Annotated in this window: 17 protein-coding genes; 13 read left to right on the top strand and 4 right to left on the bottom strand. The window is 56.0% G+C overall.

The features are described from left to right. The first annotated feature begins 60 nt into the window (after positions 1-60). Positions 61-702 (top strand): DUF2238 domain-containing protein, encoded by a 642-nt coding sequence (locus AC2IBB_RS11085; RefSeq protein ID WP_486332916.1) that lies wholly within the window; start codon positions 61-63, stop codon positions 700-702. An 11-nt stretch (positions 703-713) separates the two neighbouring features. On the opposite strand, the gene AC2IBB_RS11090 is transcribed toward AC2IBB_RS11085, so the two are convergent. Beyond that, positions 714-1,883: a dipeptidase gene (locus AC2IBB_RS11090; protein WP_486332917.1), complete on the bottom strand. Its 1,170-nt coding sequence runs from the start codon at positions 1,881-1,883 to the stop codon at positions 714-716. A gap of 216 nt (positions 1,884-2,099) precedes the next feature. On the opposite strand from AC2IBB_RS11090, the gene AC2IBB_RS11095 reads away from it, so the two are divergent. After that, a complete protein-coding gene (locus tag AC2IBB_RS11095; RefSeq protein ID WP_011395847.1) occupies positions 2,100-2,234 on the top strand; it encodes a hypothetical protein in 135 nt (44 codons plus the stop codon). An 88-nt stretch (positions 2,235-2,322) separates the two neighbouring features. Here AC2IBB_RS11095 and AC2IBB_RS11100 read toward each other — a convergent pair whose 3' ends face one another. Then, on the bottom strand, positions 2,323-4,074 hold the full coding sequence (locus tag AC2IBB_RS11100) for a methyl-accepting chemotaxis protein (RefSeq protein ID WP_486332918.1): 1,752 nt from the start codon (positions 4,072-4,074) through the stop codon (positions 2,323-2,325). A 223-nt stretch (positions 4,075-4,297) separates the two neighbouring features. On the opposite strand from AC2IBB_RS11100, the gene AC2IBB_RS11105 reads away from it, so the two are divergent. After that, a complete protein-coding gene (locus AC2IBB_RS11105; RefSeq protein WP_486332919.1) occupies positions 4,298-5,230 on the top strand; it encodes a GlxA family transcriptional regulator in 933 nt (310 codons plus the stop codon). A 20-nt stretch (positions 5,231-5,250) separates the two neighbouring features. On the opposite strand, the gene AC2IBB_RS11110 is transcribed toward AC2IBB_RS11105, so the two are convergent. Beyond that, on the bottom strand, positions 5,251-6,462 hold the full coding sequence (locus AC2IBB_RS11110) for a GNAT family N-acetyltransferase (RefSeq protein WP_486332920.1): 1,212 nt from the start codon (positions 6,460-6,462) through the stop codon (positions 5,251-5,253). 292 nt (positions 6,463-6,754) lie between these two features. Here AC2IBB_RS11110 and AC2IBB_RS11115 point away from each other — a divergent pair, with 292 nt between their 5' ends. The 10 genes from AC2IBB_RS11115 to pbpC all read left to right on the top strand — a co-directional run bounded on the left by AC2IBB_RS11115 (position 6,755) and on the right by pbpC (position 23,821). After that, positions 6,755-7,972, top strand: coding sequence for an aspartate aminotransferase family protein (locus tag AC2IBB_RS11115; protein WP_486332921.1), 1,218 nt, complete (start codon positions 6,755-6,757; stop codon positions 7,970-7,972). Between the two features lie 62 nt (positions 7,973-8,034). Further along, the gene (gene aruF / locus AC2IBB_RS11120; RefSeq protein ID WP_486332922.1) at positions 8,035-9,048 is read left to right on the top strand and encodes an arginine/ornithine succinyltransferase subunit alpha; all 1,014 of its coding nucleotides are present in this window, start codon (positions 8,035-8,037) and stop codon (positions 9,046-9,048) included. A 63-nt stretch (positions 9,049-9,111) separates the two neighbouring features. Beyond that, the gene (gene astA, locus AC2IBB_RS11125) at positions 9,112-10,155 is read left to right on the top strand and encodes an arginine N-succinyltransferase (RefSeq protein WP_486332923.1); all 1,044 of its coding nucleotides are present in this window, start codon (positions 9,112-9,114) and stop codon (positions 10,153-10,155) included. Continuing rightward, positions 10,152-11,624, top strand: coding sequence for a succinylglutamate-semialdehyde dehydrogenase (gene astD / locus AC2IBB_RS11130; protein ID WP_486332924.1), 1,473 nt, complete (start codon positions 10,152-10,154; stop codon positions 11,622-11,624). The genes astA and astD overlap by 4 nt, the downstream gene beginning before the upstream one ends. Positions 11,625-11,681: 57 nt before the next feature. Then, positions 11,682-13,022 carry an N-succinylarginine dihydrolase gene (gene astB, locus AC2IBB_RS11135; protein ID WP_486332925.1) on the top strand — a complete coding sequence of 447 codons (1,341 nt, stop codon included), beginning with the start codon at positions 11,682-11,684 and terminating at the stop codon, positions 13,020-13,022. 185 nt (positions 13,023-13,207) lie between these two features. Further along, positions 13,208-14,977 (top strand): serine/threonine-protein kinase, encoded by a 1,770-nt coding sequence (locus AC2IBB_RS11140; protein WP_486332926.1) that lies wholly within the window; start codon positions 13,208-13,210, stop codon positions 14,975-14,977. Next, positions 14,971-15,744 carry a PP2C family protein-serine/threonine phosphatase gene (locus AC2IBB_RS11145; RefSeq protein WP_486332927.1) on the top strand — a complete coding sequence of 258 codons (774 nt, stop codon included), beginning with the start codon at positions 14,971-14,973 and terminating at the stop codon, positions 15,742-15,744. Before AC2IBB_RS11140 ends, AC2IBB_RS11145 begins: the two co-directional genes overlap by 7 nt. A gap of 79 nt (positions 15,745-15,823) precedes the next feature. Continuing rightward, positions 15,824-16,177, top strand: coding sequence for an FHA domain-containing protein (locus tag AC2IBB_RS11150; protein ID WP_486332928.1), 354 nt, complete (start codon positions 15,824-15,826; stop codon positions 16,175-16,177). Positions 16,178-16,475: 298 nt separating this feature from the next. Beyond that, a complete protein-coding gene (locus tag AC2IBB_RS11155) occupies positions 16,476-21,431 on the top strand; it encodes an alpha-2-macroglobulin family protein (protein ID WP_486332929.1) in 4,956 nt (1,651 codons plus the stop codon). Continuing rightward, on the top strand, positions 21,428-23,821 hold the full coding sequence (gene pbpC, locus AC2IBB_RS11160; RefSeq protein WP_486332930.1) for a penicillin-binding protein 1C: 2,394 nt from the start codon (positions 21,428-21,430) through the stop codon (positions 23,819-23,821). The genes AC2IBB_RS11155 and pbpC overlap by 4 nt, the downstream gene beginning before the upstream one ends. Before the next feature lie 56 nt (positions 23,822-23,877). On the opposite strand, the gene AC2IBB_RS11165 is transcribed toward pbpC, so the two are convergent. Further along, entirely contained in the window at positions 23,878-24,663 is a 786-nt protein-coding gene (locus AC2IBB_RS11165; RefSeq protein ID WP_486332931.1) for a hypothetical protein, read from the bottom strand. Positions 24,664-24,826 lie beyond the last annotated feature (163 nt).

Raw genomic sequence — 24,826 nt, forward strand, 5'->3', positions numbered from 1 at the left:
TCCCGCCGGATAATGCGTTATGTTGTTGATCCGCATTTATAACTGCTAAGGATCAATCATATGGGGCATAGCCGGGGCGGCGTTGGAGCTGGCGTAGTTTGGATTCTCATCTTCTTGGGCGTGCTGGTCTGGTCGGGGCTGTGGCCTAAAGAGCGTTTCACCTGGTTTTTGGAAGTGCTGCCGGCGGTGATCGCTGCGCTGATTCTGGCGTTCACCTACCGGCGTTTTCCACTGACGCCGCTGTTGTACTGGTTGATTCTGGTTCACTGCGTCATTCTTATGGTAGGGGGGCACTATACCTACGCGGAGGTGCCCTTGTTCGACCGTATTGGGGAAATGATGGGATGGGGCAGGAATAACTACGATAAAGTGGGCCACTTCGCCCAGGGTTTTGTTCCCGCGATGGTCGCCAGAGAAGTCTTGTTGCGGCTGCGGGTGGTGAAAGGACGCGGATGGATGAACTTTTTCATCATCTGTATCGCGCTGGCGATCAGCGCCTTCTATGAGCTGATCGAATGGTGGGTGGCGGTGGCCAGTGGAGACTCTTCCGTCGCGTTTCTCGGCACGCAAGGCTACGAGTGGGATACCCAGTCAGACATGTGCTACGCCCTGGTGGGCGCCATTTCCGCCCTGCTTATTCTGGGGCGGATACATGATCGTCAGCTGTATCGCCTCAAAAGAGCGCCAGTAGCGGCGCCTTGAGGCTGGAAGGATCAAGCGGGCGGGAGGTTTTTTAGCAGAAAATCGCGGATGTTCTCGCCCATTACCTTGCGAATCTGCTGCTCGCTCAGTCCTGTTTTCAGCAGTGCTTCAGTTAAGCCATCCAAGTGAGCGACGTCGAAGGGCGTCGCCACGGCTCCGTCAAAATCTGAGCCCATCGCCACGTGCTCCACACCAATCAGGTTGACCGTGTATTTGATCGAGCGGGCGATGGACGCGGCGTCGCGTCCGCATACCGCGGTTGACCAAAACCCAATGCCGACGATGCCGCCGTTGGCGGCGATGGCTTTTAGCTGAGCGTCGGATAAATTGCGGTTATTGTTGCATGTCCCTTTGACGCCAGTGTGCGACACGATAACGGGGCGCTTGGCCATGTTCAGCACGTCGCTAATGGTTTTGGGAGATGCGTGGGCCAGGTCGATAATCATGGACTTATCCTCCATAGCTTTAACCCACTGTTTCCCCAGCGCGGTTAGGCCGCCTTTGCTGACGCCGTGAGCGGAGCCGGACAGCTCCGTGTCGAAGAAGTGGGTAGGGGCGATCATACGGAAGCCAGCTTCATATAGCGCGTCAAGGTTTTTCAGATCACCCTCCATCGCTTGCGCTCCTTCCAGTGTGAGCCAGCCGGCGAGAGCGTCCTTGTCAGTTTTGCGCACTGCGATGAAATCCTGCAAATCCTTACGACTTAGAATGAGCTTGAACTTGTTATCTGGCGATGCTGCGATGTCACTGAGCATCCCGGCTTGACGTTCGGCGCGACTCAGCAGGCTTTGTAATGCGCTGGGCGACCAGGCCTGGGACAGCCCCAGCCAAAAGATCATATCGCTGTCCCCCGCGTTTTTCTGGATGTTCAGACCGAAGGGAACTTTCGTCACCACCGAAAACCCCTGCAGCGCCATGCCTCCTTCCCTCAGACGTGGCAGGTCCATATGGCCCCGCTGATAGCCCTTGGACAGATTGCGGCCCCATAGCAGGGAGTCGGAGTGCAGGTCGGCGATGAACAGAGACTGGTGCAGGCTTTTGACTTTATCCGTCGCCGGTTGCGGCGGTGAGCTCGTGAGCTGATTGCTGGCGTTATCCACCAGTGGCGGAACCAGGGCGAAAAATGAGAGGACTGCGATGATCAGTGTGATTAACAGTCCTGTCAGTATTTTTTTCTTCATGGGGTGTCGAAACCTTATTCATTCTATTGGCCCGATTGCTCCGGGCGGGCGCCAGTACATTAACCAATGCGAAAGGGGATGCCAACAAAACAAGAGTTGAACAAAGTGTAGACAGAATTAAAAATACTGTATAAGATTACAGTACTGTATTTTTAAACACTTCCCGGCGTCGCCGCACAAGCAGGAACGCCGGCACTGTTATACGAGGGCTTGATTATGCAGGTTTCATCCAACGGAGATATCATTCGCATTCAAATGCCGGTCAGCACGTACATGATGGCGTTCTATTACAAGTGTGTGGATGGCGAGTGGGTGCGCTATAAAAGAGAAAGGCTGGGGACATTGCACTAGTTCTGATCCTGAGCGACGCGTCGACTGCTCTCACTGTTTAGCGAGCGCCATGGCGACAGGGCTTTCCACAGGCGTCGCATTACGTCGATCAGTATCTGAACTGCACGACTAATTGCCTGAGCCGGGTCACCATCTGTTTCAGGTTATCGCTGGACTGGAAGTTCTCCTCCGCAGCGGTGTGCAGGGTTTGCGACAGCTCGCTGATGTTTACGATGCTGCGGTCAATACTTTCCGCCGCCTCGCGTTGTTCGTAGGTGGCCTGCGCTACATACTGATTGGCGTCATGCATGGAGGTGACGGCGGAGAGCGTCTGGTCAATCGATTCGCTGGCTTGATTCGCTTGAGTGACTGTACCTTCCGCGCGTTTGCGGCTTTGCTCCATTCTGCTGACCGCCTTGTTAACGCCAGCGCGGAGCTGTTCTATCATTTTTTGAATTTCATCCGTGGAATTGCCGGTGCGCTGCGCGAGCGTGCGCACTTCGTCAGCGACTACGGCGAAGCCGCGCCCCTGATCTCCCGCGCGAGCGGCTTCGATGGCGGCGTTCAGCGCCAGCAGGTTGGTCTGCTCGGCGATACCGCGTATAACGTCCAGGACGGCGCCGATGGATTCGCTTTCTTTGGCGAGTTGGCCGACAGAGTCCGAGGTTTCGTTGATCGCCTGAGTCAGTTCATTGATGCGAGTCATAGCGCCATCCACAGCGGTTTTGCCGGATTCGCAGGCTTTACGCGCCTCTAACGCAATATTGGCGGCGTTGTCGGTATTTTCATTAATACCTTTCACGGTCGCGGTCATTTCGTTAGATGCCGTCGCCACCTGGTCAGTTTCATGACTGAGCTGTTCTGCGGACTCTTTAGTTTGTGCGCTGATGCGAGCGCTTTGTTCTGAAGATGAAGACAGCTCATCCGTGGTTTTCGCCAGATCGCCCACGATAACGGAGAACTTATCCATCATGGCGTTGAACGCCAAAGCAATGGCGCCGATTTCGTCCTGACGATTGTAATCCACGCGTTTGGTGAGATCGTTGGTGTCTTCTATTTCAGCAATCACCCGACGCAGGCGGTGAATGGGCTGAGTGATCGAGCGCGATAACAGAAAGCCGACGAGCAGGGAAACGGTGACCGACACCACAAGAATGAACAATACTTCCTGCTGCAGACTGCGACCGCTGGCGGCGACGGAGTCGTTGGCCTCCAGTACTTGGCTGGCTGCGAGAGACACCTCTTGCGCCGCCTGTCCAACCCCCTCGTTGGCTGCAGCCGCCGCCTTGGCGGCTTCTTCCAGTATGATTTTGAACGTGGAGCTCATCGCCATGCTGGCGGTGCGGGCTTCGCCAATCATTGCGCTGACGCGCTGGCGGGAATCATTGTTGCGAGTGCGGTCCACTGCTTCGGCGATGGACTTGTTGAAGTCGTCCAGATACATCAGCACGACATCCGCTACATCCGCCATTTCCTCATCGGTCCCAGCAATTTTATCCAGTGTGTCGCGCAGACTTTTCTCTGCTTTGTCGCCCTGACTGATGGAGCGTTCTTCGGCGGTGGTGGCGGAGTCCAGACGCCAATAAAGGTATTCGGAATACTGGGCGAAGGCGGTCTGGCTTTCCGCCAGCAGAGCGTTGAGGTGTTGTTGCTGACTGACCAGCTGATTCTGCTTGGCGACAGCTGTGTTTTGCTGCTCCACCATGCTGCGCTGACCTTCGATGGTGCTGAGCATGTCGTGCACCGCCCCCAGCAAGTAAACAAGCGCGCAGGTGAGGATAATGGCGAAAACGCCGCTCATCATTAGTGCTCGGTGGAATATGGTGATGCGCTTGGTTGCCCGTTTGAAGATGTTAGCCATGTCGCTTCCGTCTTTGAATTTAGTTCAACAGGCGGCGGGAGTTATACTTCGCGGACGAATAGGATAAGCTCCTTAACCGCTGGACGCGACGCCGCCATCCCGGCATCGCCGTGGCGTTCTTTAGATGGTTTTGTCGCAGCCGCTTAATCTATTATTACTCTTATTTATAGCAGAATTTTTCAGCGCCGCCCGACGGCGGGCTACCGGGAGTGAGGAATCGGTCTTGAGCTGCAAACTGGGCATATTGTTACTGCCGGGGTTTTCCATGCTGTCATACGCCAGCCTGGTGGAGCCGTTGCGGGTTTGTAATGAGCTGTTGGATGAACGCAAGTATCGGCTGGTGCGCCTGGGCGCGGAGCCGGTAGTGACGTCGGGAGACGGCGTGGCGGTGTCTGTGGACCGCTCTCTGGCGCATGCCGCCGGCCTGGATGCGCTGGTCGTCTGCGGTTCTGTGGGACTTTATAAAACGCCGCTTCTGGAAAAAGAATGGCTCGCCACGCACAACAAAAGCCTGTCTTGGCTGGGGGGCGTGGCTAACGGCTGTTCTATGTTGCTTGAGTTGGGATTGTTGCGGGGGAAAAAAGCCTCTTTACAGATTCCAGACGCTTTTTCAGTGCAGGCGCAAGCGTGTTTTCCATCCCAGGATGTGTTTTCCGTTGACGGAAATATATGGACCTGTCGCGGCGGCACCGCTGCGCTGGACATGGCGTTGTTCATGATCGGGCGGCATCACGGGGTGGAACTGGCGGAAATGGCGTCGCAGGCCATCATGCGGGAGCGTCTTGGCGGCGCCAAAACTACCGGGCGCAAGCGCCCAGATCTGCTGGCGAAAAGAGAGGCTCCAGCGCTCTGCGATGCGGTGCAACTGATGGAGAATAATATAGAAGAGCCGTTGACGACGGATGATATCGCCAAGCATTTGGAAATCTCCCGGCGTCAGCTTGAACGACTGTTCAAGCGCTACCTGGATTCCGTACCTTCCCGTTATTACCTGCAAATCCGCCTGGAAAAAGCGCGGGATATGCTATGTTCCTCCCCCTTGAGCATCACCGACATTGGATTGAAAACCGGATTTTCCTCCGGCGCTCACTTTTCCACTGCTTATCGAAACCTGTATGGATTGACGCCCAGTGAAGAGAGAGCCGGTCAGCCCTGAAGGCCGCCGGCGAATAGCGGTTACTGCTCGACAGTCTTTAGCGCATTACGAGTCGGCGCTTCCGCATGAGGGATCGCTCGAAACAGTTTGCGCACCACATAATTGACCGCCGCGGCGCGATGCCGCATCCACAGATGACATTCCACAGGTTTGGCGCCGAGATTGGCCTTCGGCTCCAGGGCGGTCCTCCCTAACGACACTTTGCTGCAGCCAAATTGGCAGCCATGCTCGATAGAGAGTTGCAGCAGACGAAAATACAGGGGCAGCTCGGCATTGACCTCATAATCCATGCCCACGTAATAGGCCATGGAGGTGTCCCGATCTTTTACGGAAGTGACGAAGCCCACAATACGGCCACCCTGTGACAGTGTTGTGCAGGCGAAACGGTCGCCTAATGAGTCTGACAAGGCTTTGAAATAACCTTTGGGCAAGGTGGCGAGTCGGGCGGCGGCGCGATTCTCCACTTGCAGGTAAAGCGCGTGCAGCGCTTCGTCTTGTTCTTTGCTGATGCTTTCCAGTGATTGCGTTTCCACGCCAGCGTCCTGCAGCTTCTTAATGATGGAGGTGATACGTTTACGGTACTTGCCAGTGAGGCTTTGCAGGTAGTCCTCGAAGGTTCGGGTTCCCGGCTCCAGCGTCAGCACCATCTCCGGATCGGTTTGAATGGAGCGGTAGCTGTAGCGTTTCAGGGTGTCGGATTGCGGCAACAGTTCGCTGTTGAAGTCCTTCAACATGACAAAATCGATGGCGCCCCCCAATTTTTCTCCGCGGCGAATTCGATACAGTAACTCCGCCAGGGCCCGCCATCCCAGTTCCACATCGACGCCCTCAGCGAACGCCACGCCGTGAAGGCCGCAGGATACCAGATTGCCGCAGACCAAAATGCGCTCCTGGTATTTCTGACTCAGTTTGGCCTTGGCGTTGTCGGTTTTTTCGTTCTTGATCATGCGGTCGCCGGAGACGTCTGCGATCTGGCAGCTGACTACGCCGATAGGGGTGCGGTCTTTATATATCAGGCCGTAGCGGGGGGAAACATTGTCTGGCGCGTTGAACTCCAGCGCCTGTAAGTAGTCCCGCTGCAGAAAGACGGATGCGGAGGAAGCGATGCGATCCCAATCCGCCGCGTTGAGAAAGTTGACGCTATCAGCGATAGCGAACTCCAGCCCCAGAGGCGTGCGGCGTTCTTTGTACCGGTTTTTTACGTCCTTGATTTTTGCGAGCGTTTTTTTCATGGTTATTCACACCCTTTATAGAAGCCTTCCTATACTAAGCGAGACGGGGACTGTCGCGCGACAGTATTATTCTCTGGCGAATCAATATGCTATAGCCCATTGAAATTGCCTTAACTACGTATGGCGGCCTGCGTCGGGGTGCGCAAATCTGTAAATTCATGTCGCCTTTGCGAAATCCTTCTATTTCTTTTGTTCCTAAACTAACTGACATTGGGCTGAGCAGGCCCGTAAAAAATAACTTCGCCGGAGACGCTGCGGAGCGTTGGCCGGTCCACCTGAATGGAGAAGATGAATGACCTCTAGCCAAGTCACCAGAGAAATGTTTGATCAGGTAATGGTTCCCAACTATGCGCCGGGCCCGATTATTCCCACTCACGGCATCGGTTCTCGAGTCTGGGACCAGGCTGGCAAAGAATACATTGATCTGGCGGGCGGCATTGCGGTCACCGGTTTGGGGCACGCTCATCCGGAACTGGTGGCGGCGTTGACCGAGCAGGCGCAAAAACTGTGGCACCTGAGCAACGTACTGGCGAACGAACCGGCTATTCTTCTGGCTAAAAAGCTGACGGACATGACCTTCGCCGACCGCGTGTTCTTCTCCAACTCCGGCGGCGAAGCCAACGAGGCGGCGTTCAAGCTGGCGCGTCGTTACAGTTGGGAAAAACATGGGCCGCAGAAGCATGAAATCGTGGCCTGTAACAACAGCTTCCACGGCCGTACCCTGTTTACTGTCAGCGTTGGCGGACAAGCCAAATATCGCGAAGGCTTCGAGCCGGTTCCCGGCGGCATCAAGCATGTGCCTTTCAATGATATCGCCGCTCTGGAAGCCGCCATCAATGAAAACACCTGCGCCTTCGTGGTTGAGCCTGTGCAAGGCGAGGGCGGGGTCACGCCAGCGGATGAAGCCTACCTGAAGCGCGCCAGAGAGTTGTGCGACCAGCACGACGCGTTGCTGATTTTCGACGAAGTACAGACTGGCGTTGGCCGCACCGGAGCGCTGTATGCGTACATGAAGTATGGCGTGACGCCGGACATTCTGACCACCGCTAAAGCGATGGGCGGCGGTTTCCCTATCGGCGCCATGTTGACCACCACGGAAGTGGCGAAGAGCCTCACTGTGGGCACTCACGGCAGCACCTACGGCGGCAACCCGCTGGGTTGCGCGGTAGCGAACAAGGTTATGGATATCGTTAACACGCCGGAAGTACTGCAGGGCGTTGAGCGCAAGCATGAGCTGATGGTGTCCGGGCTGAAGGCGATCAATGAGAAATATGGCATATTCAGCGCCGTTCGCGGTATGGGCCTGCTGATCGGGGCGGCGCTCACTGAAGAGTGGCAGGGCAAGGCCAAGCAGTTCATGACTGCGGCGCTGGAAGAAGGCGTGCTGGCGCTGATCGCAGGGCCTAGCGTGGTAAGACTGGCGCCTTCTCTAATCATCGGCGATGACGAGATAAAAGAAGGACTGGCTCGCTTCGAAAGAGCAGTGGCCCGCGTCGCGCAAGGGCAATAAGGAAAGTTAAAGGGAACTAACTTGTACAACCTGTCAGTCTGAATTAATTGGAGGGAATGAGAATGGTGGTTTTTCGCCCCAGCCGCTTCGCCGACCTGCCCGGCATTGAAAAGTTGATAAACGAGAGCGCAGCGCAGGTGTCCACCCTGCCTGCGGACCGCGACAAACTGGGCGAGAAAATCGACCAGTCCTGCCGTTCCTTCGCCGGCGATGAATCCATGGCGGGCAAGGAGCGCTATCTGTTTGTGCTTGAGGATACCGAAAACAAGGAAATTCTCGGCACATCAGGCATTGACGCCTGCGCCGGTAATGGCGCGCCGTTTTATAACTACCGGCTGGATGAACTCATTCACTCCTCGCAGCAGCTGGGGGTGTTCAACAAGGTTCCCATTCTTTATATGACCCATGAGCTCACTGGCTCGCCGCTGCTGTGCTCGCTGACCATTTCTCCCCGTTATCGCAAAACGGAGTATTTCGATTTACTGTCGCGTTCGCGTTTCCTGTTCATGGGGCAGCACCGCGAACGCTTCCAGTCCCGCATTATTGTTGAAATTCAGGGCAAGCAGGGAGATAACGGCGACTCCCCGTTCTGGGATAGCCTTGGCCGCCATTTCTTCGATATGGACTTCGCGACGGCGGATTACTACTCCGGCATCAAAAGCAAAACCTTTATTGCGGAAATGATGCCTCCTCATCCGATTTATGTGAACCTGCTGACCAAAGACGCTCAGGACGCCATTGCGCATCCGCACTCGGCGGCCAGGGACAACTGCCAGTTCCTGAATCGGGAAGGCTTCCGCATGGGCCGCTATATCGACATTTTCGACGGTGGCCCGACACTGGAGGCGGATCTGGACAATCTGACCACCGTGAAATCCACCAAATCCAAGCAGGTCAAGCTGTCGGATAACCAAACCGGCCTGCAGTACCTGATGTGCAACACCCTGTTCGAAGACTTCCGGGCGACGCTGGCCAATGTCACTGATGGCATGGGCGACCTGCTGCGGTTGAAGCGCAGCACCGCCGAGGCGATTCTGGTGTCGGAAGGCGACAACGTTCAGTTCGCGCCCTTGTGATCGGCGTTGGAACTAACACTTTAAGCGAAGCATAAGACAGGGCCGAAGCAAGAGGATTTCAACATGATGATCATTCGCCCCATTAGCGGCAAAGACTTGGATGCGGTATACGAACTGGCGAAAAGCGCTGGCATTGGCGTAACCACGCTGCCCGCCAACCGCGAGCTGTTGTCGCAGAGAATTGAAGAGTCGGAGCGCTCTTTTTCTGAGCGCATCGAGCAGGAACACGCCTACTATATGTTCGGGCTGGAGGATACCGACGCCGGGACGATTGTCGGCGTCAGCGCCATCAAGGCGCGAGTCGGTCTGGATGAAGTCTGGTACAACTACAGGGTGTCCACCACGGTGAACGCCTCCAAAGAACTGGGCATTCACAAACAGACGCCGACGCTGTACCTCACCAACGATATGACTAACTGCAGCGAGATCTGCACGTTGTTCTTGCATGAGAAATACCGCAACAGCTTCAATGGCCAGCTGTTGTCGAAATGCCGCTTTCTGTTTCTGGCGGACTTTTCTGAGCGTTTCAGCAATAAGATCTTCGCTGAAATGCGCGGTTACACTAACGAACAAGGCCAGTCTCCATTTTGGGAAGACCTGGGCCGTAAGTTTTTCAGCCTGGAGTTCTCTCAGGCGGATTATTTATCCGGCATCGGCAACAAAGCGTTTATCGCCGAACTGATGCCCAAGTATCCCATTTATGTGCCCTTTTTCAGCCAGGAAGCCCGCGATGTGATTGGCCGGGTGCATGAGCATACCCGGCCTGCGCTGGCCATGCTGGAAAGCGAAGGCTTTAATTTCAATGGACTGGTGGACATTTTTGACGCCGGCCCGTTGGTGGAGTCTTTCATTCACGGCATCCGCAGCGTGCGCGACAGCGCCAAGCGGTTTGTCATGCCGGTGCAGAAAACCGGCGCCAGCGACATTACTGAACCCTATATGATTTCCAACCGGTCCTTCTCCAACTTCAGGGTGGGACTGCTCGACAGCGACCAGATTAAATCCGACACCGTATCTCTTAACCATGACCTGATGGACCATTTACAAATGGGGGCAGGGGATACCGTACGAGTGGTCGCGTTGAAAGCGAAGAGGAGCGATGCATGACAGTACGTGAGAGCGCATTTATTAACGGACGCTGGCTTGCCGGCGGCGGCGTGGAATTTGAGTCCCTGGACCCAGTGACCCAGGATTGTTTGTGGAAAGGCGCAGCGGCTTCTGATGAAGTCGTGGCGCAGGCGGTGCAAGCGGCCCGTCAGGCGTTTCGCAGCTGGGGACGTCTGGATGTCGCCAAACGTATCGACATTGTCAAACGCTTCGCGACGTTGCTGGAAGAGGACAAAGAGCGCCTCGCCGAAGTCATCGGCAAAGAGACCAGCAAGCCGTTGTGGGAGGCGCGCACCGAGGTGGCCAGCATGGTCGCCAAAGTGGGGATCTCTATTCAGGCGTTTAATGAGCGCACTGGCGTATCCGAGCAGGATGTGGCGGCGGGACATGCGGTGTTGAAGCATCGTCCGCACGGCGTGCTGGCGGTTTTTGGCCCCTATAATTTCCCGGGTCATTTGCCCAACGGGCACATCGTACCTGCGCTGATTGCCGGCAATACGATTGTCTTCAAGCCAAGCGAGTTGACCCCTTGGTTCGCGGAAGAAACGGTGCGCATTTGGGCGAAAGCCGGCTTGCCGGACGGGGTATTGAATTTAGTGCAGGGCGCGCGGGAAACCGGCGTGGCTCTGGCCGCCAACGAGCAAATCGACGGACTGCTGTTTACCGGCAGTTCACCGACCGGACACAGCCTGCACCGTCAGTTCGGCGGTCGTCCTGAGAAAATCCTGGCGTTGGAAATGGGCGGCAACAACCCGCTGATTATCGCGCCTCCCTATGATTTGAAAGGCGCAGTGCATCATACGCTGTTCTCCGCCTTTGTTTCTGCTGGCCAGCGTTGCACTTGCGCACGCCGCCTGCTGGTTCCAGATACAACAGAAGGCCAGGCGTTTCTGGATGAGCTGGTCGCTGCGGCGGCTAATTTGCAGGTAGGGCGCTATGACGCGGACCCTCAGCCATTTATGGGAGGCGTTATTTCCCTGCGCGCGCGGGATCAGATGCTGGCGGCGCAAAACAAACTGGCTGCGGAAGGCGGACGTATCCTTCTGGAGATGCGCAGTCTGCAGGAAAACGCGAGCCTGTTGAGTCCTGGCGTTATCGACGTCACCGATGTGCAGGAGCTGCCTGACGAAGAACACTTCGGACCTATGCTGCAAGTATTGCGCTACCGCGATTTCGATCAGGCTCTGGAACTGGCTAACAAGACTGGATTCGGTCTGGCGGCGGGGCTGATCAGCGACTCACGCGAGCTGTATGACCGCTTCTGGCTGGAAGTGCGCGCGGGCATCGTCAACTGGAACAAGCCTCTCACTGGCGCCAGCAGCGCCGCGCCGTTCGGCGGTGTGGGCGCCAGCGGCAATCACCGCCCCAGCGCCTACTATGCGGCGGACTATTGCGCCTATCCGGTCGCTTCTCTTGAAGCTGATCAGGCGCAGGCGCCAGCGCAGTTATCGCCGGGCATGTCCTTATAAGCGTTATGGCTTGCAAAACAGCAAAGAATTTACACGAGTAAAAGAGGCGGATAGACGATGAAGGCATTTGAAGTCAATTTTGACGGGCTGGTGGGGCCGACTCACAACTATAGCGGGCTCTCATACGGCAACGTGGCCTCAGAAACCAATATTCGCGATGTGTCCAACCCCAAGGAAGCCGCCAAGCAGGGGCTGCGCAAAATGAAGGCCCTGCACGACATGGGCTTTAAGCAGGGCGTGTTGCTGCCGCAGGAACGCCCGGACATTGCAACGCTCCGCGGACTGGGCTTTGCCGGTTCTGATCGGGAAGTGTTGCTGCAGGCGGCCCATCAAGCGCCGGTGTTTCTGGGAGCGGTCGCATCCGCCTCCTGTATGTGGACGGCGAACGCGGCGACGGTCTCGCCCAGCGCGGATACGACGGATGGCCGCGTACATTTCACCGCAGCGAACCTGAACGCGAAATTCCATCGTTCGATCGAGCATCCGACGACGACGCGCATTCTGCAGGGCATTTTCAATAACGAGCAGCACTTTGCTCATCATAAGGCGCTGCCGCCCACCAGCCAGTTCGGCGACGAAGGCGCGGCCAACCACACCCGTTTTTGTAAAAACTATGAAGACAAGGGCGTGGAGCTGTTTGTGTACGGCCGTGTGGCGTTCGACGAGAACGCGCCGCGTCCAATGAAATACCCTGCGCGGCAGACGCTGGAGGCCTGTCAGGCGGTAGCGCGTTTGCACGGACTGGCCGATTCGTCAGTGGTGTACGCGCAGCAAAACCCGGCGGTCATCGACCAGGGCGTGTTTCACAATGACGTGATCGCGGTAGGTAATCGCAATGTGCTGTTCTACCATGAGCAGGCGTTTTTGCACACGTCGAAGATCCTGACCGAGCTGGAAGCGAAGCTGCAAGGCTGTCTACTGAAGGCGGTCAAGGTATCCGATAGCGAAGTGTCCGTGGCGGACGCGGTGTCCAGCTACCTGTTTAACAGCCAGTTGCTGAGCCTGAATGACGACGACATGATGCTGGTGGTGCCTCATGAGTGCCGTGACAACCCCAACGTGAAAGCCTATCTGGACGACTTGGTCACACGCGGCGGTCCCATCAAGCGCGTGGAAGTTTTCGACCTGAAACAAAGCATGAAAAACGGCGGCGGCCCTGCTTGTTTGCGTCTGAGGGTGGCGCTGACGGAGGCGGAGCTGGCGGCGGTGCATCCTCATGTAATGATGTCCGACGCATTGTTCGACACCCTTAATGCGTGGGTGGACAAGCACTACCGCGACCGCATTTCCCAGCAGGATCTGGCTGACCCACAGTTGTTGACCGAGTGCCGTAAGGCGCTGGACGAACTGACTCAGCTGCTGCAATTAGGCCCGCTGTATCCTTTCCAGTTAGCTTAACTCCCCCCCCTGGAGCGACGAGAGCCGTCCCCTTTTTGGGGGGCTCCTCGTTAGTTGTGTTAGAACACAACAATATGTAACGAAACTTAAACTAATTTATCTATAAGTTTCTCTAAGTGTCCGTTAATCTCTGCAGAATCGGCTGATCGCCATTTTTCATCAGAATTAAAGCAGGGATACTCAGCGTGGCGGCGAAGCGTCATTCGGTTTTCAATACTGTGCGCCGATTGCTGGCGCGCGCATATAGCTTACGTACGGTGGTCGTTGCGGCCGCTTGTCTTATCGTGGTTGCGCCGCAACTGGCCCGTCATATTCCCTCCCTGGATACCTGGTTGTATAACGCGGCCTGGAGCCTGAACAAGAACACCCCCATCAAACCTGCCGATGATGTTCCGCTGACGCAAAGGCTGATGCCGGGGCTGGCGCCTTCTCCAGTATTCTTTTTAGACCCCTATCTGGCTTCGGCGAAATTAGACGCCGCCAGTCAAATTGAAGCCAATGCGTTCCGCGTCGCGCCGGGTCTGCAGACGCCGCCCTGGTTTTTCCTGGCTGAGAAAGCGCTCATTTTGCTCTGCATGCTGCTGCTTGTGGCCGTACTGCCCAGAATGACGTGGCCGGCGGGTTTTTTTACTGTTGCTGTGTTTGTGGTTTCCCTCTCTGTTATCCAGATAGGAATGCAAGTGGCGCAGTCCAGATGGCTGCCGCTGGGAGTGACGATCCAGTTCCTGGTGGCGGGTTATCTGATCATGGCGTTCTGGCTGAAACAGCAAAAGCAAATCGAAGCGTTGCGGGAGGCGCGTCAGGATGTCAGTTTACGTCTGGGTAAAATGCAGCTGAAACAAGGCATGTTGGAAGAAACACTCACGACGCTGCGTCCGTGTTTGTCCAGAGAAGACGCCTGCGCCATTGTGTACGACGTGGCAGTGCAGCAGGAAAAAAAGCGTCAGTATGACGCCGCCGCCAATACCTACTTATCCATTGCCGCCGCCAATCCCAAATTCCGCGATGTGGCGGAACGGGCTAAGAAACTGGCGAAATTCGAAACGATGCAGCAGGCGGGAGACACCGAGTGGGCGGCGACACAAACGCTGGCTACGCCAGCGGATATATCCCGTCCGGTGTTGGGGCGCTATGAAATCCTGCGCGAGTTGGGACGCGGCGCTATGGGCGTGGTGTATCTGGGGCGCGATCCTAAAATATCCCGTCAGGTCGCCGTTAAGACGTTGAATTACAGGCAATTCGACTCCCATCGCCTGGCTGATCTCAAGGCGCGCTTCTTCCGTGAGGCGGAAGCGGCGGGCAGATTGGATCATCCCAATATCGTGACGGTCTATGATGTCGGTGAAGAAGCCGACCTCGCCTTTATCGCCATGGACTATATTCAAGGCAAGAGCCTTAACGTTTACGCCAAGCCTGGTCGACTGCTGCCTGTTGAGGTTGTGTACATGTTGATGGCGAAAGTGGCGGATGCGCTGGAGTACGCCCACCAGAAAAATATCGTGCACCGCGACATCAAACCCGCAAATATCATCTTCAACCCGGATAACCAACAGGTTAAAGTAACTGATTTCGGCATTGCGCGGATCTCCGACAAGTCGAAAACACGCACTGGACAAATGCTGGGCAGCCCGTTGTATATGTCGCCGGAACAATTGAAAGGCGGCAAAGTGAACGGTGTCTCGGACATATTCAGTTTGGGTGTGACATTTTATCAGTTGCTGACAGGGGAGCCGCCATTTAACGCGGACTCCTTACCTGAATTGACTCAGCAGATTCTGAACAAAAAGCACCGTAGCGTCAGAGAGCTGAGGCCGGAGCTTCCCGCAAGCGCTGTTCGAATTACCAATAAGGCGTTGCAAAAGGACCCTGCCAAGCGATATGCCAATGCAGGCGAAATGGCGGAACAACTAAGGAGATGTTGCATGAACGAGTTTGGAAAAACCGCCTTATGCTGACATATAAAGTAAGTGGGCAAAGCCATGTGGGCTGTGTCCGTCGCGCGAATGAAGATTATATCGGCTGGCGCGTTTCCACTGACGGAAGTAGAGCGCTGGCGGTGTTGGCGGATGGCATGGGCGGTCACGCGGGGGGCGCTGAAGCCAGCCGCATTGCAGTCGAAGCCTTTATTGAGTGCGCCATCGATCTGATGTGGCGCAATGTCGAGTTATCCGAGTACCTGATTCGCGAGCGCTTGTTGGACGCAGCCGAAGCGGCCAATGAGGCGGTGTGCGTCGAACGCAGGCTGAATGACGCCTTGTCGGGTATGGGGACCACATTGGTGGCGGTGTTCTCGTATAACGGCGAGGCCTGTGTTGTGCACGCCGGGGACTCGCGCTGCTATTTAGTCTCGCGACCCGGGGAACTGAGGCAGCTCACCCGGGATGATAGCGTCGTGCAGCAGATGCTGGACGACGGCTCTATTACAGAGCAGGACGCACCGAACGTACCCTACCGTAATATGCTGACCAAGGCCTTGGGGTGTCAGGAAGATCTGCTGTTCAGTTGCATCAATGTCACTCTCAAAGAGGGGGAGCGACTTCTGCTTTGCTCTGACGGTTTATTCAATATGTTGCCTGATGGGGTGATTGGGGAGTTGGCCAGCGGCGTTCGTCCACAGGAAGAACGCGTAGACAGCCTGATCGCAGCCACCTTGAATAAAGGCGCGGAAGACAATGTCTCCGTATTAATGGTTGAGGTAAGCGGCGTGGCCGTTGATGCTTGATGCGACGCGTTGTAAGAAAGAAGTGGTAAACAGGACTATGTTCAGCGGAAGGACCGCAAGAAGTGAGGTAAATGTGAGTATGCCCATGCTAGCGCAACTGATTGATGATGTGGTGGCGAATAAATTTCTTCTGGAGAAGTCGGAAATCGTAATCGGCAGGCATCCTAACTGCGATATCCAGATTAATGACATCGCCGTCAGCGGCAAACACGCGTTGATTGAGGTAGAGCGGAACCAATACATGGAAGGCGTACTGGATGTCTTTATTTCAGACAATGGCAGTACAAACGGCACCTTCGTCAATGATGAAAAGGTCAGCGGTCGCCGTCGCTTGAATAACAACGATGTGGTTAGAGTGGCCTGGAACGCTTTTACCTTTATCGAGGGCGCTGAAAGCACGTTGGAGAAAACCGCCTACACCCTGGACGACTGATCGCTCTGCTTTCTTTTGGCCGCTGCAAAGCGGCCAGCCTGGCTTTGATACAGGTGCAACTACCTATCCAGGCGCTAAGCGGCCCAGCGCAAGCCTTGCAGGCTGGTCGTGCTGGCCCGTCACAAGAATCCGCTTCCCTTATCGCCATTTTTCGCCATAATTCGCCCGCATAATTCCCTAAACCTTTGTTACGCTGATACAGACCGCCTGTTATCGGGCGTTGGCGAAGTGCGGCGATATCCTTCAAAAAAACGCTTATCAAAAATCGCTACGACTAACCTCTTCTAAAGGACAGTGTATGAGAGAAGTTCTGACCCGTTGGGCATGGGGCTTACTATTGGTGTTGACGGTCGGCTGCTCCGGCGAGTCCGGCAACGACGACAGCGTCAAGGCAGTACAGTCTCAGGCCATTGCAGAGAAAAAGACCTCCATTCCGACGCCACAGCCAGAGGCCAAAAAGCCGCCGGTTAAAGTGGACCGGGAAACGCTCAAGCAAGAATATGCGCAAACGCCATTCAAGATTCTACGCATTGGCGAACAACCCTGGGATGACGGTCCTGCGCTGTCCGTAACTTTCTCCGCGCCTTTGGATCAGGATACGATGCTGGGTCGTTATCTGACCGTAGCGGATGAGCAGAATCAGCCGGTCGCGGGAGACTGGATTCTTAATCCCGTCGGCACAACCGCCTTCTTTCCTTTTGTCGAGCCTGAAAAGCGTTATACCGTCACTGTGTCGCAAGGGTTGGCGGCTATCACCGGGCGCATGCTGGAAGAGGGCGCCAGTCAGCAGATCAATACTCGCCGTTTGGACCCCAGCGTTCGCTTTATCAGCCGTGGCGCGCAGTTGTCGCCGGAGCTGACTGACGGTCTGGAGATAGAAGCGCTGAATATCAACGCGATCGACATAGATATCTGGCGCATCAGCGACGACAAAATGACCGACTTTGTCAGCGGTTATCTGGGACGCAGCTATTACGAACTGGAGCAACTGCGCTCTTGGGGAGAGCTGGTGTACGGCGGTCGCTTCGACCTGAATATCGACGTGAATAAACGCAAACGTCGTCTGGTTGATCTTTCCTCTGTCGAACCTCTCAAACAGCCGGGCATTTTCGTCGCCATTATGAAAGGCGCCGGGCATTACCCTTATGAATACGTCACCACCTGGTTCACTGTCAGCGACATTGGGCTGCAAGTACGCACCTATCAAAATCAGATGTTGGCCTGGGTGAATGGGTTGGCTGACGCCAAGCCACGCAGCGGCGTCAGCATTGAGTTGCTTAATCAGCAAGGCAAATTGCTGAGAAACGCCAAAACCGACTCCGATGGCGTGGCGACTTTCGAAGGCGCTGAAACGTCCGCAGTGCTGGCGATTGCGCGCACAGATAAACAACTGGCGCTGGTGCGCCTGAATCAGCCTGCGATGGACTTGACTGAGTTTAAACTGCCAAGCCGTAAGCAAAACCCGCTGGAGCTGTTTCTGTACAGCCCGCGAGACCTGTATCGACCAGGAGAGACCGTACATATCAACGCCTTGCTGCGTGATCATGACGGCCGCAAGGTTACCGCCATGCCGATCCAGGCGGAGTTAACCCGTCCAGACGGTCGCGTGCACACTTCGTTCACCTGGCAAGGGGATGAGCAGAGCTTTTATACCACCACGTTCTCTTTACCGGAAAACACTCTGACCGGAGACTGGTTTTTCAAAGCCACATTAGGCAATGGCGATTACTTCCTGTATCGCCTGCAGGTCGAAGATTTCCTGCCAGAACGCATGCGTTTGGACATTAAGCCGGATGCGGAAAATTACAGCACCACAGACACCATCAACCTGCAGTTGCAGGCAGAGTATCTGTGGGGCGCGCCAGCCTCCGGCAATCGGGCTGAAACGACATTACAGATTGCGCCGGCGCGCACGGTTTCGGAAACCTTTTCCGACTTTATCTTCGGTGAGGATAACGAAGCGCTTAGAGAAACGCTGTCCCTGCCGCCCGTGGAACTCGATGATGAAGGTCAGTACTCACTGGCGCTTCCCAATCATTGGTCGGAAGCGACCATGCCTGTACGTGTGCGCGCCAATGTCAGCGTATTTGAGTCTGGCGGCCGTCCCGTCGCCCGTCAGTGGCAACAGTCGCTATGGCCCAGCGAAAGCCTGGTCGGCGTGCGTCCGTTGTGGGATGGCGACATCGCTGATCCTGAAACCAGCGCCGTGTTTGAGCTGATTCATATCAACCAGGCGGAAGAGCTGCTGGGAATGGAATACCTGGACGCTACTCTGATTCGGGAAGACTCCGCCTATTACTGGCGTTGGAGTGATGACGGCTGGGATTATGAAACCACAGAGCGCAACCAGCCTGTCTACAATCGCGTGATGAAAATCGAGCCAGGGCAACGTTTGACGGTGTCCGTGCCGGTTGAGTATGGCAACTATCGTTTGGAGTTGCGCGACAAACAGCAGAACCTGCTCAATGCCTATAAGTTCTTTGCGGGTTGGAGCTGGGACGGCGAGCGCGGCGGCAAAGGTCCGCGCCCGGAGCAGGTAGAGTTGCGCTGGGATAAGAACGCCTATTTGGGTGGCGACACCGCCAAGCTGAGGTTGCAGGCGCCGTTTGACGGACGCGCTATCGTCACTGTTGAAGCGAACGAGTTGCTGTGGCGTGGCGCTGTGGACGTAAAAGACGGCAAAGCGGACATTAATGTGCCCGTGAAGGATGTCTGGACGCGTCACGATATGTTCGCGACAGCGCTGGTGCTGCGTCCTGGAAAACAGTCCGCCATGGAAATGCCGCGTCGCGCCTGGGGCATGCGTCATCTGCCTTTGGACCGCGAAGCCAGAAAAATGCAGATCGAACTGAAAGCGCCGGAGCGCGTTGAGCCCGAGAGCAAGGTTGCAGTACAGATTCAGGTGCAGCCGGGCGCCACTGCATCCAAGACTGTAGCGGTGACTCTGGCGGCGGTGGATACCGGCGTCCTCAGCCTGACCCGCTTCAAAACGCCCGACCCATTCGCCTGGTTCTTTAGTCCGCGCAGCTACTCGGCGGAAATTCGCGACACCTATTCCAGTCTGATTGAAATGAGCAGCGCGGACCGCGCCAGACAACGTTTCGGCGGCGATGCGGATGAGATGTCCCGTGGCGGCGATGCCCCCGTCAGCGATGTGCAGATTGTCTCTCTCTACTCAGGCAAAGTGGCGCTGGATGCGGAAGGCAAGGGGACCATCGAATTGCAGCTGCCTTATTTCAATGGCGAAGTGCGCTTGATGGCGGTGGCGTTTGATGAGGCGCGTAGCGGCTCTGCGGAAAAGCGCATGACCATCGCGGCGCCGATTGTCGCCGAGATCAACCTGCCGCGTTTCCTGGCCTTTGGCGACAAAACCGAAGCGCTCTGGGACCTGCAAAACCTGCTGCCGGAACAACGTAAACTGAGTGTCAAAGTCAGTGCCGACGGCCCTCTGGGCGGTGCGGAATCCGCTACGGAAGCAACCCTGGCCGGCAAAGGCCGTGAATGGGTGCGTCTGCCTCTGGAGGCGATGGATGCGGAAGGCGTGGGCAAACTGTCGTTGAGCGTCACGTCGACAGATGGTCTGGAACCGGCGATCAACATTCAACGTGAATGGAAACTGGGCCTGCGTCCGCCCTATCCGGCGCAGTTGAATGTACAAAGTCACGTGCTGGAATCCGGCGCGGCCATGTCGCTGACCGACCCATTGATTGATATGGCTCAGAGCTCGTCGCTGGAAACGCAATTGTCAGTCGGCCCCGTGCCGCCGTTGGATTCCAACGAATACATGAAATACCTGATCCAGTACCCCTATGGTTGCCTTGAACAGACTTCCAGCCGTGTCTGGCCGCTGTTGCTGGCGACGGAGCAGGATCTGTTCAAGTACGACCGCAGTAGTGGCAAGCAGCTCGCCAAAGAGCGCGACCAGTGGATTGAGAAAGGTCTGGGACGCATCTCCGGCATGCAACGCTACGATGGCAGCTTCGGACTCTGGGGCAACGACGGCGATGAGTATCATTGGCTGAGCGTATACGCCACGGATCTGCTGCTGGGGGCGAAGCAACGTGGCTACAACGTGAATCAGGGGCTGCTTGATAACGCACTGGGCCGCCTGCGCACGTATCTGACCACGCAAGGGCGCCTCAGCACCGAGAACAGCTACTACAGCGAAGCCCGCGATCATTATCACTTGGCCTATCGCGCCTACGCCGCACTGGTGTTGGCGTCCGTGCAGCAAGCCAAACTGGCGGACGTTCGCACTCTGTACGATAACTACAGCAAGTGGGCCAAATCGCCTCTGCCGCTGGCGCAACTGGCGTTGGCGCTGGAGAAACTGGGCGACGCCCGTCGCGCGCAGGAAGCCTGGTACAAAGCGCTGCATTGGGGTGAAATTGAACACTACTACGCTGGCGACTACGGTTCACCGGTGCGCGATCTCGCCTGGACACTGTTACTGTCGCTGGATAGCGCTGTCGCCAAGCAACCCTGGGACTTGATTTATCCATTGCGGGATGAGCTGCGCGACCGTCGCTGGTTGTCCACGCAGGAACAAATGGCTCTTTACCGTTTGTCCCTTGCTCTGAACAGCAAGGCTGGAGCGACATGGAAAGCCTCCCTGGCTCTGAATGGCGACAGTGAGGTGTTCGAGCAGACGCAGCAGTGGATCAACACTTGGAGTAAGGGCTCCTGGCCAGGCGATGTGCAACTGAGCAACATGAACGACTTCCCTCTGTTCGTTACGTTCAAGGCGCAAGGGTACCCGACGCAGGCGCCCAAACCGACCTACGACGGTATTGAGTTGGAGCGGGAGTTTTTCGATTTGAACGGCCAGCCTCTCAATATGAAAAAGCTGGAAAGCGGCGACTTCGTATTGGTGATGTTACAGGTGCGTTCGCAGGGCAATCGTTATCTGCCGGATGCGTTGCTGGTCGATCTGCTGCCGGCGGGACTGGAGCTGGAAAACCAGAATCTGGCTAACGCCACGCGCTTCGATGAAGTGGTGGTGCGCAATAAAATGGTCAGAGACTGGGTGGCGGACACCAGAGTGTTGCACCAGGAGTACCTCGATGACCGTTATGTCGCCGCAGTCCCTCTAGACGCCTACAGCACATCCGTGATCTTTTATCTGGCGCGAGCAGTGTCGCCGGGTGAGTATGTGATTCCTCCCACGATTGTGGAGGACATGTACCGCCCGTATTATCGCGCGATCAGCAGTACGCCAGGAAAAGTGACCATCAAGGAGCGCGCCGCGCAATGATGACGGCGGCGCAACCTGTGCGTAAAAGTAGAAGAGGGCGTCACAAGAGCCTTCTTCATTTGCTGCTGGCGCTGGGCTGCGCCCTGTTGTTTTGGGTTGTCGTGTTTGTCGTCGCTGACGCTTTGTTTCCCTTGCAGGCGCCTCAAGAGCAAGGACGCCGCTTCGCTCAGGTGGTGGTGGACGCCAAGGGACAGCCGCTGCGGGCGTTTCCGGATCAAGACGGCGTGTGGCGTTATCCTGTGACGCCGGAGCAGGTGTCGCCGCGTTATCTGCAAGCTTTGATGTCTTATGAAGACCGCTGGTTTTACTATCACCCGGGCGTTAATCCACTGGCGCTGGTTCGCGCCTTCGGACAGTGGATTTACCATCGTGAGACTATTTCCGGCGGCTCTACGTTGACCATGCAGGTCGCGCGAATACTGCATCCGCATTCACGCACCTTGCCTGGAAAGGTATACCAGATGTTTCGGGCGTTGCAGCTGGAAACGCATTTCAGCAAAGAAGAAATCCTCACGCTGTATCTCAACTACGCGCCATTCGGCGGCGCTGTAGAAGGCGTTCAGGCGGCGAGTTATACCTATCTTGGCAAACCCGCCGCACAGTTGACTCATGCTGAGGCGGCGCTACTGGCGGTGTTGCCGCAGCGTCCCTCGGCGTTGCGACCGGACCGCTATCCACAGCGTGCGCGTCTGGCCCGAGATAAGGTTATTCAGCGCATGCGCACATTCGCTCTATGGACGCAGCAGGAAACCCGCGAGGCGATGCAGGAACCTGTCAGCGCGTTGTTCAATCCTCATCCCATGCTGGCGCCATTATTGGCGCGACGACTCAGTCAGGCTTTTCCAGAGCAGGCGTTGATTCAAACCAATATCGACAGTGCGCAGCAGACGGCCGCGCAAAGACTGGTGGGGGATTATATTCGGCAGTTTCCGGAGCAGACTTCCGCTGCCGTATTGGTGGTGGATAACGCAACTCTGGCGGTGCGCGCTTATGTGGGAACCGCGGAGTTCGGTTCCGAGGAAAGGGCGGGGCATGTGGATATGGTTCAGGCGGTGCGTTCTCCCGGCAGTACATTGAAACCGTTCTTGTATGGCATGGCCATTGATGAAGGCGTGATTCACTCTGAGTCGCTACTGACGGACGCACCGTTGGCGTTCGCAGGCTATCGGCCGCTGAACTTCGATACGGGCTTTTCCGGTCCCGTCAGCGTCAGCGATGCGCTGCGTCGCTCTTTGAATGTGCCCGCTGTACAGGTGCTGGATGCGTTGGGCCCGGAACTGTTCTATGCGAGACTCGCCAACGCGGGGACTCGGTTGCGTCTGCCGCCCGGAGCGCGACCAAACTTGTCTCTGGTTCTGGGCGGTGCGGGCGCCTCCCTGGAAGAACTGGCCGGCGCTTATGCTGCATTGGGACGTCAGGGAATGGCGGGACATATACGACTGCAACCAGATGACCCCAAGGTGGAGCGGCGATTGTTGTCGGCGGGGTCCGCCTGGATTATTCAAAATGCCTTACGTATGCCTTTGGAGCGCAGCAATAGCCTGTATCGGCAAAGCCGGGCCTGGATGCCAAAGATCGCCTATAAGACTGGCACCAGTTTTGGGTATCGCGACGCCTGGGCGCTGGCCTCCACCGAGGCGGTGACAGTAGCTGTGTGGGTGGGCAGGCCTGACGGCACGGCGCTGCCCCATAATACGGGCCGCTTTTCGGCGGTGCCCTTGCTAGATCGGCTGCTGCATTTAATGCCCGTAGAGTCATTGCAACCCTCTCCACAGCCTGCGAGCGTGCGCCAGGCCTCGATTTGCTGGCCGTTGGGCACGCAACAGCAACTGCAGTCAGGCGACGCCTGTCAGCAAGTGCATCACGCCTGGCTATTGGATGAAGCAGCGCCGCCGACGCTGCGAGATCCGTTTCAATCCCTTGGGGAGTCGCTTTCTGTTGCGGTGAGTCTGGATGGATCAGGACAATATCGAATCACGCCTCACTGTACTGAACCCAAGGTTAGTCAAACCCAGGTGACTCTCTGGCCTTCGTCTCTGGAGCCATGGCTGCCCAGACGTCGGCAAAGAGATAACCTCCTGCCGCCAATACATCCAGCCTGCGGCGCGGAAGCCGACCAGCCGATCGGCGTCCTGTCGATGGAGGGCGTTCGTCCCGGCTCCACGCTAACGCCTCTTCCGGGCGAAGGCGAGCTGCCAGAGGTGAAATTGAAAGCGGACGGCGCTCAGGGAGAAAACCATTGGTTTCTCGATGGAGTATGGCTGGGTTCCGTGGAATCCGGTCAGGAGTGGACGCTGACTTCGTTGAATAACGGCCCGCATGTCGTATCCGTGATGGATCAGGCGGGTAAGACGGCGCGGGTGGCTTTCAGAGTGGCTGGGGTTAAATAGCTCGATATTCGAAGTGGACCGCCCGCTCAAAAAAGTTGTTCGGGCGGAGCATAAAGCTACTTGATGTCGAATAAATTGGAGTTCTCAAGCTGTTTCCAAGTCATAAAGTAGCTTGGGTTTCCATTAACGCCCAAATAAGCGCCAGCTTCAGAGCTGTCATACTTAACTGTTAACACAGTGTTCTGGTCGCCAGTAATCCGGAAAATACCAACGTAAGGGCGGTCGGAATCTTCATTTGTTTCAATGTTAGTGGTTGATTGAACCTTAACGGAAGCGTTTGATAGGATTGTGCCGCTCAAGTTCATATTGAATGAGGCGGATGACCTCAGTTCGTTGTCGGATGCAACCACCTTGATATCGTTGACGTTTAATTGTTTGCTTGACCCACTCAGCCCGGCCGTCAATTTCCCTGTCATTAGCACGTCCAATTCGGTCTGAGTAGCGCTGCCAGTTAAATTGATTCCGCCATTGAAAGCCAGCTTGCCGTCATAGGAGCAGTTTTTGGGGGTAAAGCTGCCCGCTACGTCGTTTTTCCCAGAGGGATTCAGAGTTGTAAGTTTGAACTTGGTGGTAATTGTTCCTGAACGGGGGCAAGACTCAGTTTCGGCGTCGCTATCTTCGCCTGCATGAAAGATAAACGATTCGAGTTTCACTACTAGGCTAGCCAGTTGCACGGCATTGTCTTCGTCAATAACAAGTAACTTAGTGTTTTGTTGGTTACCGTCGGAGTTAGAGTATTTGCCTGACTCTCCGCTTCCCCCACCGCAAGCAGAAAGTAATAATGCACTGGCGATAAATAAGGTGGTTGAGCTCAATCTATTTGGGGCGAATCTATTCTGCATTTAGTGTAATACTCCTTTGTGAAACTATCCGTCCGAGGAAACTAAACCTTTGATTATGCATAGCCACATAGTATGCATGAGAGTGGGGGTTTGGAGTTCGAGCGGGTCGAGGCTATCAACTGAACGGTATTAAACCGGGAGCGGAATTCTAGTTAATTTTTAG

Source organism: Hahella sp. NS-SX17 (genome assembly GCF_057367735.1).

Bases quoted from the DNA above. Each gene is read 5' to 3' on its own strand.
- AC2IBB_RS11085 (WP_486332916.1), top strand. From the start codon at position 61: ATGGGGCATAGCCGGGGCGGCGTTGGAGCTGGCGTAGTTTGGATTCTC.
- AC2IBB_RS11090 (WP_486332917.1), bottom strand. From the start codon at position 1,883: ATGAAGAAAAAAATACTGACAGGACTGTTAATCACACTGATCATCGCA.
- AC2IBB_RS11095 (WP_011395847.1), top strand. From the start codon at position 2,100: ATGCAGGTTTCATCCAACGGAGATATCATTCGCATTCAAATGCCGGTC.
- AC2IBB_RS11100 (WP_486332918.1), bottom strand. From the start codon at position 4,074: ATGGCTAACATCTTCAAACGGGCAACCAAGCGCATCACCATATTCCAC.
- AC2IBB_RS11110 (WP_486332920.1), bottom strand. From the start codon at position 6,462: ATGAAAAAAACGCTCGCAAAAATCAAGGACGTAAAAAACCGGTACAAA.
- AC2IBB_RS11115 (WP_486332921.1), top strand. From the start codon at position 6,755: ATGACCTCTAGCCAAGTCACCAGAGAAATGTTTGATCAGGTAATGGTT.
- aruF (WP_486332922.1), top strand. From the start codon at position 8,035: ATGGTGGTTTTTCGCCCCAGCCGCTTCGCCGACCTGCCCGGCATTGAA.
- astA (WP_486332923.1), top strand. From the start codon at position 9,112: ATGATGATCATTCGCCCCATTAGCGGCAAAGACTTGGATGCGGTATAC.
- astD (WP_486332924.1), top strand. From the start codon at position 10,152: ATGACAGTACGTGAGAGCGCATTTATTAACGGACGCTGGCTTGCCGGC.
- astB (WP_486332925.1), top strand. From the start codon at position 11,682: ATGAAGGCATTTGAAGTCAATTTTGACGGGCTGGTGGGGCCGACTCAC.
- AC2IBB_RS11145 (WP_486332927.1), top strand. From the start codon at position 14,971: ATGCTGACATATAAAGTAAGTGGGCAAAGCCATGTGGGCTGTGTCCGT.
- AC2IBB_RS11150 (WP_486332928.1), top strand. From the start codon at position 15,824: ATGCCCATGCTAGCGCAACTGATTGATGATGTGGTGGCGAATAAATTT.
- AC2IBB_RS11155 (WP_486332929.1), top strand. From the start codon at position 16,476: ATGAGAGAAGTTCTGACCCGTTGGGCATGGGGCTTACTATTGGTGTTG.
- pbpC (WP_486332930.1), top strand. From the start codon at position 21,428: ATGATGACGGCGGCGCAACCTGTGCGTAAAAGTAGAAGAGGGCGTCAC.
- AC2IBB_RS11165 (WP_486332931.1), bottom strand. From the start codon at position 24,663: ATGCAGAATAGATTCGCCCCAAATAGATTGAGCTCAACCACCTTATTT.